14 protein-coding genes are annotated in these 13,047 nt (G+C 39.8%); 13 read left to right on the top strand and 1 reads right to left on the bottom strand.

All coding sequences use genetic code 11. From position 1 onward, the window contains the following. Positions 1–8: 8 nt before the first annotated feature. The 13 genes from murC to QM928_RS01525 all read left to right on the top strand — a co-directional run bounded on the left by murC (position 9) and on the right by QM928_RS01525 (position 11,849). Positions 9–1,343, top strand: coding sequence for a UDP-N-acetylmuramate--L-alanine ligase (gene murC / locus QM928_RS01585; protein WP_414294274.1), 1,335 nt, complete (start codon positions 9–11; stop codon positions 1,341–1,343). Between the two features lie 8 nt (positions 1,344–1,351). Continuing rightward, the gene (locus QM928_RS01580; RefSeq protein WP_075232187.1) at positions 1,352–1,867 is read left to right on the top strand and encodes a GNAT family N-acetyltransferase; all 516 of its coding nucleotides are present in this window, start codon (positions 1,352–1,354) and stop codon (positions 1,865–1,867) included. Continuing rightward, positions 1,864–2,358, top strand: a complete 495-nt coding sequence (locus QM928_RS01575) for a GNAT family N-acetyltransferase (RefSeq protein WP_075232186.1) — start codon at positions 1,864–1,866, stop codon at positions 2,356–2,358. The genes QM928_RS01580 and QM928_RS01575 overlap by 4 nt, the downstream gene beginning before the upstream one ends. A 75-nt stretch (positions 2,359–2,433) precedes the next feature. Next, positions 2,434–4,239 carry an endolytic transglycosylase MltG gene (gene mltG, locus QM928_RS01570; protein ID WP_398577617.1) on the top strand — a complete coding sequence of 602 codons (1,806 nt, stop codon included), beginning with the start codon at positions 2,434–2,436 and terminating at the stop codon, positions 4,237–4,239. 353 nt (positions 4,240–4,592) lie between these two features. Then, positions 4,593–5,075 (top strand): transcription elongation factor GreA, encoded by a 483-nt coding sequence (gene greA / locus QM928_RS01565; RefSeq protein ID WP_000818756.1) that lies wholly within the window; start codon positions 4,593–4,595, stop codon positions 5,073–5,075. A gap of 82 nt (positions 5,076–5,157) precedes the next feature. After that, positions 5,158–6,531, top strand: coding sequence for an amino acid permease (locus QM928_RS01560; RefSeq protein WP_414294275.1), 1,374 nt, complete (start codon positions 5,158–5,160; stop codon positions 6,529–6,531). Between the two features lie 99 nt (positions 6,532–6,630). Next, complete coding sequence (locus QM928_RS01555) at positions 6,631–7,041, top strand: GNAT family N-acetyltransferase (RefSeq protein WP_414294276.1); 411 nt, start codon at positions 6,631–6,633, stop codon at positions 7,039–7,041. Positions 7,042–7,093: 52 nt separating this feature from the next. Next, positions 7,094–7,690 (top strand): HAD family hydrolase, encoded by a 597-nt coding sequence (locus tag QM928_RS01550; RefSeq protein ID WP_414294277.1) that lies wholly within the window; start codon positions 7,094–7,096, stop codon positions 7,688–7,690. A gap of 147 nt (positions 7,691–7,837) precedes the next feature. Then, positions 7,838–8,047 carry a helix-turn-helix transcriptional regulator gene (locus QM928_RS01545; RefSeq protein WP_001107501.1) on the top strand — a complete coding sequence of 70 codons (210 nt, stop codon included), beginning with the start codon at positions 7,838–7,840 and terminating at the stop codon, positions 8,045–8,047. Beyond that, complete coding sequence (locus QM928_RS01540) at positions 8,037–8,525, top strand: DUF6773 family protein (RefSeq protein ID WP_414294278.1); 489 nt, start codon at positions 8,037–8,039, stop codon at positions 8,523–8,525. Before QM928_RS01545 ends, QM928_RS01540 begins: the two co-directional genes overlap by 11 nt. Before the next feature lie 107 nt (positions 8,526–8,632). Then, positions 8,633–10,093 carry a nicotinate phosphoribosyltransferase gene (locus QM928_RS01535; protein WP_414294279.1) on the top strand — a complete coding sequence of 487 codons (1,461 nt, stop codon included), beginning with the start codon at positions 8,633–8,635 and terminating at the stop codon, positions 10,091–10,093. Then, complete coding sequence (nadE, locus tag QM928_RS01530) at positions 10,090–10,914, top strand: ammonia-dependent NAD(+) synthetase (RefSeq protein WP_414294280.1); 825 nt, start codon at positions 10,090–10,092, stop codon at positions 10,912–10,914. The genes QM928_RS01535 and nadE overlap by 4 nt, the downstream gene beginning before the upstream one ends. A 392-nt stretch (positions 10,915–11,306) precedes the next feature. Further along, entirely contained in the window at positions 11,307–11,849 is a 543-nt protein-coding gene (locus QM928_RS01525; protein WP_075229214.1) for a GNAT family N-acetyltransferase, read from the top strand. A 45-nt stretch (positions 11,850–11,894) separates the two neighbouring features. Here the strand turns inward: QM928_RS01525 and QM928_RS01520 are convergent, their stop codons facing one another. Continuing rightward, entirely contained in the window at positions 11,895–12,977 is a 1,083-nt protein-coding gene (locus tag QM928_RS01520; protein WP_075229213.1) for a M24 family metallopeptidase, read from the bottom strand. Between the last annotated feature and the right edge of the window lie 70 nt (positions 12,978–13,047).

Below are 13,047 nucleotides of genomic sequence, written 5' to 3'. Positions count from 1 at the left end.
GGAAGAAAATGGCAAAAACCTATCATTTTATCGGAATCAAAGGATCAGGTATGAGTGCCTTGGCTTTGATGTTGCATCAAATGGGGCACAAGGTGCAAGGTTCTGACGTTGAAAAGTACTATTTTACTCAACGTGGACTAGAGCAAGCAGGGATTACAATTTTACCGTTTGATGAAAAAAATCTTCAAGGAGATTTAGAAATTATCGCTGGTAATGCCTTCCGCCCAGATAACAACGTTGAAATTGCATACGCGGACCAAAATGGTATCAGCTACAAACGTTATCATGAGTTTCTTGGTAGCTTTATGCGTGACTTTATCAGCATGGGAGTTGCTGGTGCACACGGTAAGACTTCAACGACTGGGATGCTTTCTCACGTCTTGTCACACATTACTGACACTAGCTACTTGATCGGAGATGGTACAGGTCGTGGTTCTGCAAATGCCAAGTATTTTGTCTTTGAATCAGACGAGTATGAGCGCCATTTCATGCCATATCACCCAGAGTACTCTATCATCACTAACATCGATTTTGACCACCCTGACTATTTCACAAGCTTGGAAGATGTCTTCAACGCCTTCAATGATTATGCCAAACAAATTACCAAAGGCTTGTTCGTTTACGGTGAAGACGCTGAGTTGCGTAAGATTACGGCTAATGCTCCGATTTACTACTATGGTTTTGAAGCAGAAGGTAATGACTTCGTAGCAAGTGACTTGCTTCGTTCTACTACAGGTTCAACCTTTACCGTTCATTTCCGTGGTCAAGAGCTAGGTCAATTCCATATTCCAACCTTTGGCCGTCACAATATCATGAATGCAACTGCGGTTATTGGATTGCTTTACATAGCAGGATTTGACTTGGATTTGGTGCGTGAACACTTGAAGACTTTTGGAGGAGTGAAACGTCGTTTTACAGAAAAGATTGTTAATGATACAGTGATTATCGATGACTTTGCTCACCATCCAACAGAAATTATTGCAACACTAGATGCTGCGCGTCAGAAATATCCAAGCAAGGAAATCGTGGCAATTTTCCAACCACATACCTTTACTCGTACAATTGCCTTGTTGGATGATTTTGCACAAGCATTAAACCAGGCTGATGCCGTTTACCTAGCACAAATCTATGGATCTGCTCGTGAGGTGGACCATGGAGATGTCAAGGTTGAAGATCTTGCAAGTAAGATTAATAAGAAAAATCAAGTAATCACAGTTGAAAATGTTTCTCCACTCCTAGACCATGACAATGCTGTCTATGTCTTTATGGGAGCTGGTGACATCCAAACTTATGAATACTCATTTGAGCGTCTCTTGTCAAACTTGACTAGCAATGTTCAATAAGGAACACCATGGAATTTTCAATCACTATTCGGGAGGTTCAGCCATCAGATTTAGAGTCAATCTGGCTGATAGGAGAAAGCAACTCTGACTCCCAAGATGAAATTAGTATAGAAGTGATAAAAGAGCGTATCCGCAAGCATGCGGGTACGTTTCTGCTAGCCAGCCTTAATGAAGAAATCATTGGTTATATCATTGGTGACGAACTCACTAAGTTCATCCAAAGTGATTCTAGGAAGCAGCTTGAAGCAGCAATTCCTGACACGAGTGACTTTATCACTATTTTAGATCTTGCCGTCCATCCTGATTATCAAGGACAAGGATTTGGAACCTTGTTGTTGGGAGCTATGAAGGAGTATGCTTTTCAGAAAAATAGACCAGGCCTCTATTTGCTGTCCAGGGATGAATTACTGGCTTACTTTGAGATGAATGGATTTCTTGACTATGGTCTAGCAGATATGCCAACTAGTAGTGAAACTTATTTTCATATGTTTTGGGCAAATCCCTATTTTCAGGAGGAAAGATGATTATTAGACAAGCAAGGCTTACAGACCTTGATCGTATCCTAGAGATTGAGTTGGAAAATTTCTCTGCTGAGGAGGCTATTCCTCGATCTGTTTTTGAAGCTCATCTCAAGGAAATTAAGACCAGTTTCTTAGTGGCTGAAAAGGAGGGACGAATCCTTGGTTACGTTGAAGGACCGGTAATGCCTCATCGACATTTACAAGACCAGTCCTTTACAGAAGACATTAAAGATTATAGCCATCAAAAAGGTGGCTATATCTCTGTGACTTGTCTATCCATTGCTAAGAAAGCTCAAGATTTAGGTGTCGGACGAAAATTATTGACCGCCTTAAAAGAGCTCGCTCTTGAGCATGAGCGTGAGGGAATCAATCTAACCTGCCATGACTATCTCATTGGGTATTATGAAAAACATGGTTTTGTAAATGAAGGAAAATCCAAGTCGACTTTTGCTGGTGAAGAATGGTATGATATGGTCTGGGAAAACACGAATTAGGCATTAGAAAGGCATCTATGGTTGCTTTTCTTTAGTTTTTAAGATATAATATTATGGATTATCAAGAAGGAGGTAATACCTTTGAGCGAAAATTCAAGAGAAGAAGAAAAGTTAAGTTTTAAAGAACAAATTTTAAGAGACTTAGAAAGATTGAAAAGAGAAGAAGAGCTTAGCGCTACCGAGAGTGGTAAGGATGTGCTTTTCTCTGATTTTAGTACTCTTTCAAAGACAGATGAACTCGTGAAAGAGCCGTCTGTAGAAGACTTGATGGAAGATTCAGTTTCACTAGTGGATGAACTATTTGCTAATGCTCCAACAGTTCCACCACGTCCATCTTTATCATCAGAAAAACCTGTTGAATCAGCTGTAGTTCCAGAAAAAGTTACGCCTGCAGAACCAGCTGTGGCTCCAGAAAAAGTTACACCTGCAGAACCAGCAGAAGTTACACCTACAGAATCCGCAGTAGCTACAGAACCAGTAGTACCTACTGTAGATCGAGTTGAATCTCATGTACCTGCTCAGCCGGTTCAAGAAGAGAAAGAGTTCAATGCTAATTCGACAAGGATTCCAGTTTCTTATCGTACGAATCAGGCAAAACCAATTCCGGCTAAAAAGACTATTAAGCCGCAACCGAAACCAACGGTTCTTGGAAAAGAAACTCCGAGTCAAGAACCAGCTGCTCCAGTTGAAACTAGAACTGAACTTCCTAGAAGAAGTCGTAAAGAGTCAGTGAAACCAATCAAGAAAAAGAAAAAATCACGCTTAAAAGGATTTTTCGTAACAGTATTTGTTTTATTGATTTTACTAGGTGTGGGTGGATTCTTCGGTTACCGTTATGTCGAATCTGCACTTCAACCAGTTGATGCAAATTCAAAACAGTATGTCACTGTTCAAATTCCAGATGGGGCCAATCTTCAGCAAATTGGTGATACATTAGAAAACTCTGGATTGGTAAAACAGGGTTTTATCTTTAGTCTCTATGCTAAGTATAAAAACTATTCTGATTTAAAATCTGGTTACTATAATTTGCAAAAGAGTATGAGTACAGATGATATCATCAAAGAATTGCAAAAGGGTGGAACGCCTCAACCTCAAGAGGTTGCACTTGCAAATCTTACAATTCCTGAAGGTTATACAATTGATCAAATTGCACAAACAGTTGGTCAGCTTCAGGGAGAGTTTAAAGAACCTTTGACTGCAGATGCCTTCTTGGCAAAAGTTCAAGATGAAACTTTTATTTCTCAATTAGTTGCTAAGTATCCAACCCTTCTTGAAAGTTTACCAACGAAGGAAAGAGGTGTTCGTTACCGTCTAGAAGGATACCTTTTCCCAGCAACATATAGCATCAAAGAAAGTACAACTGTTGAAAGCTTGATTGATGAAATGGTGGCAGCTATGGACCAAAACTTGTCAACGCGTTATACTGCAATCAAAGAAAAGAATTTGACAGTAAATGAACTCCTCACCATTGCATCACTTGTAGAAAAAGAAGGTTTGAAAACTGATGATCGTAAGCTGATCGCTGGAGTTTTCTATAATCGTTTGAACCTTGGTATGCCACTTCAGAGTAATATTGCTATTCTCTATGCAGAAGGTAAGCTAGGACAAAATATTAGCTTGGCAGATGATGCAGCAATTGATACAACAATCAATTCACCTTATAATGTTTATACAAACCTTGGCTTAATGCCTGGCCCAGTAGACAGTCCAAGTCTGGATGCAATTGAAGCAAGTATCAATCAAACTAAGAGTGACAATCTCTACTTTGTAGCTAACGTACAAGATGGCAAGGTTTACTTTGCAACGACACGAGAAGAACATGATCGAAACGTTGCAGAGCATGTTAACAGTAAATTGACACAATCAAGTAGTTCAAACTAACTCTTAGAACAAGATTTGCTATTACATCCGTGAATGTAGAAAAGAATCTCTTATTTTTACGGGAATAGCAAGTCACACCAGTCTTTCCGCTATGATTAGAAACGCCTGAAATTCACAAGTTTTAGGCGTTCGGAAATTACGAAAGTAAAAACCTACCTCTTATTTGAACCTGAGTCTAGCAGTGATAGAATCATTCGGTTTAGGCACAGATTTTAAAAGGTCGCTACTGACCAAAATCATTTAAGGAAAGCTTTAAAAAGACTTTGTCTTCATTGTAAAATTATGTGGTTTACCACATAATTTTGCTTTACTACCTATAAAAATATAATTTAATTAAAAGAAAGTTGAGAAAAATGGCAGAAAAAACATACCCTATGACCCTTGAGGAGAAGGAAAAACTCGAAAAAGAATTAGAGGAGTTGAAACTAGTTCGTCGTCCAGAAGTTGTAGAACGCATCAAGATTGCGCGTTCATACGGTGACTTGTCAGAAAATAGTGAGTATGAAGCAGCTAAGGACGAGCAAGCCTTCGTTGAAGGACAAATCTCTAGCTTGGAAACAAAAATCCGTTATGCTGAGATTGTCAATAGCGATGCAGTTGCTCAAGATGAAGTTGCTATCGGGAAAACAGTCACTATCCAAGAAATTGGTGAAGACGACGAAGAAGTATATATCATCGTGGGATCAGCGGGTGCAGATGCCTTTGCAGGTAAAGTATCAAATGAAAGCCCAATTGGGCAAGCCTTGATTGGTAAGAAAACAGGTGATACTGCTACGATTGAAACACCTGTAGGAAGCTATGATGTTAAAATCTTAAAAGTAGAAAAAACAGTTTAATAGGAATGAAAAGAAGGAGTAGATATAGGGAAAGCGCTTCCCATTACTCCTTTTCTTAATTCTAAAAACTAGAGGAGACTATATGAATTCAGAAAATAAGCACAAAAAGAAAAATAAAATGGAACGTGGGTTAACCAATCGCCATGTTCAGGTTATGGCCATTGCAGGAACAATTGGAACAGGACTGTTTCTAGGAGCTGGCCGTTCAATTAGTTTGACAGGTCCGTCAATCGTCTTGGTCTATATGATTACGGGTGGTTTTATGTATCTTATGATGCGTGCTATCGGGGAAATGTTGTACCAAGATCCGGAGCAACATACCTTTATCAACTTTATTACCCGTTATCTAGGTCAGGGTTGGGGTTACTTCTCAGTCTGGTCTTACTGGCTCTCAGTAGTCTTTATCGGTATGGCTGAGATTACAGCTATTGCTCACTATGTTCAGTTTTGGTTTCCATCCTGGCCATCTTGGTTGATTCAGGTTGTATTTCTGACAATACTCGGCTTGGTGAACTTGATTGCCGTTAAAATCTTTGGTGAAGTAGAATTTTGGTTTGCTATGATTAAAATTGTGGCCATTCTTGCCATGATTGCAACAGGTGTTTTTCTAGTTTTGACTGGCTTTGAAACACCTTATGGTTCAGCAAGCCTTGCCAATATCAGTGATCATTTCTCCCTTTTCCCAAATGGAGCTATGAACTTTGTCATGGCCTTCCAGATGGTTTTCTTTGCATACTTGATGATTGAATTTATCGGTGTTACCACATCTGAAACCAAGGATCCTCGAAAAGTATTGCCTAAGGCTGTTAAGGAAATTCCTTTGCGAATTATCTTTTTCTACGGTGGAGCTCTCTTAGCCATCATGTCTATTATTCCTTGGCGTGAACTTTCTGCAGCAGATTCACCATTTGTGACAGTGTTTGAACTTGTTGGTCTTAAGTGGGCGGCAGCCTTGATTAACTTTGTAGTTTTGACTTCAGCAGCGTCAGCCTTGAATTCAACCCTTTACTCAACAGGTCGTCACTTATACCAAATTGCCCATGATTCACCAAATCGTTTCTTGAAAGCTATTAAGGCAGATACACTCTCACGTCACAACGTTCCTCAGAATGCTATCATTGCTTCTGCAGTATTGATTGGTTTTGCAGCCTTCATCAATGTTCTTCCAGGCGTATCAGATGCCTTTGCTTTGATTACAGCTTCTTCATCAGGTGTTTACATCGCCATCTACATCTTGATCATGGTAGCCCATCTCAAATATCGTAAGTCTAAAGACTTTATGGCAGATGGTTACCTCATACCCCAGTATCGCTTGCTGAATCCCATAACGATCCTCTTTTTTGTCTTTGTATTTGGAACTCTCTTTTTACAAGAATCAACCTTTATGGGAGCAGTTGGCTCAGCTATCTGGATTGTCGTCTTTGGAATCTATAGTCAGTGGAGATTTAAAAAATAAAGAAGTTGCTCATCAACCGAGGTTGGTGAGTTTTTTTAGTTTGACAGTTCTTTAAAATAGGAATATAATCAAGGCATAAGTGTCTTGGAGGAGGTTTTGATGCACATTCGATTGGAGAATACAGAATCTCAGAAAGTAAAAGAAATAGGGGAATTGATTCGCTCTTATAATCGTTCCAAAAGAGAAGCAGCTGAATGTGAGCCACTAAACCTTTATGTCGAAGATGAACATGGTCAACTCCTAGCTGGTTTAGTAGCAGAGACCTTTGGGAATTGGCTAGAAATCGAGTATTTATTTGTGAAAGAGGAGTTGCGAGGACAAGGAATCGGCTCCCAACTATTGCAGCAAGCAGAGAGTGAAGCTAAGAAGAGAAACTGTCGCTTTGCTTTTGTAAATACTTATCAATTTCAAGCGCCAGCCTTTTATCAGAAGTATGGCTACAAGGAAGTTTTTACTATGAAAGACTATCCCTACACTGGACAAAGGCACTATTATCAAAAAGTGTTGTAAACGGAAAATGAACGATCAAATAGATTGGTCCTATAATAATGGAGGTAGGCTAATGGATATCATACTAGATATGGGTAATGTTCTACTGGAATGGAACAAGGATAAGATTTTGAAAGCTGTAGCTAAAACACAAAAAGATTATCTGATCTTAGACAAGGCGATTTTCCAGTCGGGGCTCTGGGAACGATTGGACCTTGGGACCTTGACTCGAGAAGAATTGGTTGATAAGGTTCTTTCTATGATAGGGGATTGCTATCAGAAAAAGGTTGAAGAAGTCATTTGGAATTGGCCTGCCTATATCGATATTTACACGGAAGTCTTTCCGATGCTTGCACGTTTAAAGGAAAAAGGTCATCGTATTTTTGTTCTATCTAATACATCGCCAGTTTTTTATGAATTATTGAAAGACCAACTATCTCCTTTAAATGGAATCTTAGATGGTTTCGTCCTTTCTTGTGATATTAAGGTCATCAAACCTGATCGAAAAATGTTTGAAGAAATTCTCCGTAAATATCAGTTGGATCCAGCAAATTGTGTCTTTCTTGATGATATAGCAGACAACACTAAGATGGCTGAGACATTAGGCATCAAAGCATACCAAGTCAAACAGAGAAGTGACGTTGTAGATATTTTGAAAAGATTTGAATAAGCAGAAAACTCTCTATCATTTAGTTGGTAGAGAATTTTTGTTAAAAAATCGCACAAAATGTTAGATATATATTGCATAATGTAAATTATATGATATAATGAACTTGGAAAGAAGCGCAACTTTTTAAAATCATAAAGGAGGTAAGAAGTGGCTAAGAATTTAAAATTAAAACTAGCTCGAGTGGAGCTTGATATGACACAGGGTGACCTGGCAGAAGCTGTCGGGGTTACGCGACAGACTATCGGCTTGATAGAAGCTGGTAAATATAATCCTAGTCTCTCCCTTTGCCAGTCCATTTGCAGATGTTTAGGGAAAACCCTAGACCAATTATTTTGGGAGGAAGAAGATGAAAAATAGATTTTTTTATTATCAATTACTAGACGAAAGAGAAGAGCAACTGATGAATAAAGCAGGTGCGGAAACTTTTCATATCTCTATCGGATTGTTGTTTCTAGCTTATTTCATAGCAGTGTTAGCACCAAGCCTTTTTAATCCAAGTATGCTTCTCGTTATTATTATCATAGGGACTTTTTACTTTTTCACCCGTGCTCGCAATCTCGGTGTGACCTACTATAGTCGTTTTCATTTTACAATTTTAGGTTGCCTATTATTAACTCTAGTGATTACAGCTACCTTGATGCTACAGAACTACCAGTTCAATATCGAAATTTATCAGCACAACCCTCTACATATTAAGTATATTTATGCATGGATCATTACCTATCTCCTTTATCTTCCTTGGGTCTTTATTGGAAACTTAGGATTAAAAAGTTATGGTGAATGGACTCAGAAAAAGTATGAAAAAGATATGGATAAGCTCGAGAGCATGGAATAGCTTGTTAGCTTTTTATCAATATCGAGAAAATGTGTTATAATAGTACTAATTTATGAGAAAAGAAGAAACATTTTCATCTTTTTACAAATAGGGAAGAAGGACAGTATATGTACCCAGATGACAGTTTAACATTGCACACAGATTTGTATCAAATTAACATGATGCAAGTTTACTTCGACCAAGGGATTCATAACAAGAAAGCGGTTTTTGAAGTTTATTTCCGCCAACAACCTTTTAAAAACGGTTATGCTGTTTTTGCAGGTTTGGAACGAATTGTGAAATACCTTGAAAACTTGCGTTTCTCAGATAGCGATATTGCTTATTTGGAGTCACTTGGTTATCATGGTGCCTTCTTGGAATATCTCCGTAATCTCAAGTTGGAATTGACTGTACGTTCTGCTCAGGAAGGGGACTTGGTATTTGCCAATGAACCAATCGTTCAAGTGGAAGGACCTTTGGCTCAGTGTCAATTGGTTGAAACAGCTCTCTTGAACATCGTCAACTTTCAAACCTTGATTGCGACCAAGGCAGCTCGTATTCGTTCGGTCATCGATGATGAACCGTTGATGGAGTTTGGTACACGTCGTGCTCAAGAAATGGATGCGGCTATCTGGGGGACTCGTGCGGCTGTTATTGGTGGTGCCAATGGAACTAGCAATGTACGTGCAGGTAAGCTCTTTGGTATTCCGGTTTTAGGAACTCATGCCCATGCTTTAGTTCAAGTTTATGGAAATGACTATCAGGCTTTCAAGGCTTATGCCTTAACGCACAAAAACTGTGTCTTTCTAGTAGATACCTATGATACTCTTCGCATCGGTGTTCCAGCAGCGATTCAGGTTGCGCGTGAACTTGGTGATAAGATTAATTTCCTTGGTGTCCGCATTGACTCTGGAGATATTGCCTATATCTCTAAAAAAGTTCGTCAACAACTGGATGAAGCAGGATTTACGGATGCTAAGATTTATGCATCAAATGACCTAGATGAAAATACCATCCTTAACCTCAAAATGCAAAAAGCTAAGATTGATGTCTGGGGTGTAGGAACTAAGCTCATCACTGCTTATGACCAACCAGCACTTGGAGCAGTCTACAAGGTTGTTGCCATTGAAGACGAGAATGGTCACATGCGCAATACCATTAAACTTTCTAACAATGCAGAGAAGGTTTCAACGCCAGGTAAGAAACAAGTTTGGCGCATCACCAGTCGTGAAAAAGGCAAGTCCGAAGGTGACTACATTACCTATGATGGTGTCGATGTTGCTAGCATGACTGAAATCAAAATGTTCCATCCAACCTATACTTACATCAAGAAAACTGTTCGTAATTTTGATGCTGTTCCTCTCTTGGTAGACATTTTCAAGGAAGGTAAGCTAGTCTATGATTTACCAAGTTTACCTGAAATTCAAGCCTATGCTCGTAAGGAATTTGACAAGCTCTGGGACGAATACAAACGCGTTCTTAACCCACAACATTACCCTGTCGACTTGGCTCGTGATGTATGGCAAGACAAGATGGACTTGATTGATAAAATGCGTAAGGAAGCTCTAGGTGAAGGAGAAGAAGAATGAGTTTGCAAGAGACCATTATCCAAGAACTGGGGGTTAAACCAGTGATTGATTCCCAGGAAGAAATTCGTCGTTCGATTGACTTTTTGAAAAGATACTTGAAAAAACATCCTTTTTTAAAGACATTTGTCTTAGGAATTTCTGGGGGACAGGACTCGACCTTGGCAGGACGCTTGGCTCAACTAGCTATGGAAGAAATGCGAGCAGAAACAGGTGATGACAGCTATAAATTTATCGCTGTTCGTTTGCCTTATGGAGTGCAAGCAGATGAGGCGGATGCCCAAAAAGCCCTAGCTTTTATCCAACCAGATGTGAGCTTGGTCGTTAATATCAAGGAGTCTGCTGATGCCATGACAGCAGCAGTGGAAGCAACAGGGAGTGCAGTTTCCGATTTTAACAAAGGAAATATCAAGGCTCGTAGTCGTATGATTGCCCAATATGCCCTTGCGGGTGCCCATAGCGGAGCTGTTATCGGGACAGACCATGCTGCGGAAAATATCACAGGTTTCTTTACCAAGTTTGGTGACGGTGGTGCAGATATTCTCCCACTCTATCGCCTCAATAAACGCCAAGGAAAACAGCTTTTGAAGGAACTTGGAGCTGATCAAGCCCTCTATGAAAAAATCCCAACAGCAGATTTAGAAGAAGAAAAACCAGGTATTGCAGACGAAGTAGCTTTAGGAGTTACTTACAATGAAATTGATGAATACCTCGAAGGTAAACAAGTCAGCCTAGAAGCCCAAGCAACCATTGAAAAATGGTGGTACAAAGGCCAACACAAACGCCACTTACCAATTACCGTATTTGATAAGTTTTGGGAGTAAAAACCTCCAGTGGAGGTTTTTACCCTGAGCATAGAAATGAGAAAGCGAAGAAGGTCCTGTGAACCTTTTTACTCCGAGCCTGAAAATAGAAAAGCGAGGAAGGTCCGGGGGACTTTTTTACCCCGAGTCTAGAAATAGGGAAACGAGGCAGGTCGGTAACTCGAAGAGTTCGATTTCCTTGTCTCACCCCCGCAAGGCTGACTAGGCATGAAAAAACTTGCTAAAGTGCATTTTAAGTCAGACAGCGACTGCGTCATGAAATTAGAGGAAACTGTTGTTTTCTCAATGTTTATGAGTATAGTGTTTTTACCCTGAGCCTAGAAATAAGAAAGCTAAGAAGGTCCAGTGGATCCTCTTAGCTTGGACATTCAAATAGAAAGCGAGTTACGATTATGAAAGCACTAGGTACACAAATTATAGAAACTGAACGATTGATTTTGAGGAGATTTGTGGAAGGTGATGCTCGAGCCATGTTTGATAATTGGGCTTCACGCTCAGAAAATCTAACTTATGTGACTTGGAATCCACACCTGAATGTCGAACAGACTCGAAATTCTATTGGCAATTGGGTAAAATCCTATGACAATCCAAATTACTACAAATGGGCCATTAGTCTCAAAGAAAATCCAGACTATGTCATTGGAGATATTAGTCTGGTCAGTGTGGATGAAGAAAACTCTAGCTGTGAGATCGGATATATCTTAGGAATGGACTACTGGGGACGAGGACGCATGACAGAAGCCTTGAAAGCAGTTTTATCATACTGTCTGGATGAGATTGAATTTAAAGAGGTTAATGCCTGCTATGCAAGTTTAAACCCAGCATCTGGTCGTGTGATGGAAAAGGCTGGTATGACTTTTTGGAAGACGATTCCAAATGCAGTTGAACGAAAAGGTTATATCGCTGATAAAATTTATTATCAAATCAAAAAATAAGATGGAAAGTTAAGCTTTTCCATCTTATTTTTTGTAATATACTTTTTAATCAAAATAAAGCAAATCTTTGCTGGTACTTGTAAAGAGGTCGAAGCCATCCTTCGTAACAACACCGCAGTCTTCGATACGGACACCGACTTTACTAGGAATATAGATACCAGGTTCAACAGAGAAGCACATGCCTTCTTCGATAACCATGTCGTTTCCTTCCATGATAGATGGGAATTCGTGGACATCCATACCGATGCCATGACCGAGACGGTGATTGAAGTACTCACCGTAGCCAGCTTTTTCGATCACTTCACGAGCCGCACGGTCAACCTCATGGGCAGTTACACCAGGTTTGATAAAGTCAAGGGCAGCTTGTTGAGCTTCTAGAGTCAAGTTGTAAATATCTTTCTTGAATTGGTCAGGTTTACCAACAGCGACTGTACGAGTCATATCTGATGCATAACCATTCACCATCACACCGAGGTCAAAGAGGAGAAGGGCATTGTTTTCAACCTTGTTAGCTCCAGGAATACCATGTGGATTCGCAGCATTATCACCAGTCAAGACCATGGTATCAAAGCTCATTTCATAGCCTTCACGTTTCATAGCGAAATCGATTTGCGCAATGATATCAGTTTCCGTATTATCAAGAGAGATATTGTCAAAACCAACTTTAACAGACTTGTCGGCGTAAACACCTGCAACCATCATCTTTTGCACTTCGTCTGCTGATTTGATCAAGCGCATGCGTTGGATCAATGGAGTCAAGTTCTCAAATTCAGCAGTTTCAAAGACAGTTTTCAAACCGTGATATTTAGTCAAGATGAGATTGTCAAACTCAACTGCTACACGTTTGAAATCAAGCTGTGGCAAGGCGTTTTGGATTTTCTTCCAAGGGTTTTCAGAGTCCACGTAGCCAACTACTGGGAAAGAGACAGTGCTAGTCGCACGTTCAACCTCAAGTGCTGGAACGAAGAGAAGCGGTTCCTGATCTGCAAGGACAAAGAGGAACATCTGGCGTTCGTGGGGATCACTGTAAAAGCCAGTGAGGTAATTAATTGTGACGGGGTCAGACACGACAGCGACGTCTAGCTTTTCTGATTCAAGATAAGTTAAGATTTGTTGTAATTTAGACATATGCTACCTTCTTTCTACCCCTCTATTTTTGCAAAAATTAGTAGAAAATGCAAGGGAGAAGGGGAAATGA

Source organism: Streptococcus infantis, assembly GCF_047460405.1.
GTDB classification, from domain to species: domain Bacteria; phylum Bacillota; class Bacilli; order Lactobacillales; family Streptococcaceae; genus Streptococcus; species Streptococcus infantis_Q.
The sequence above is the reverse complement of the archived record's forward strand: the minus strand, read 5'-3'. Positions and strand labels throughout refer to the sequence as shown.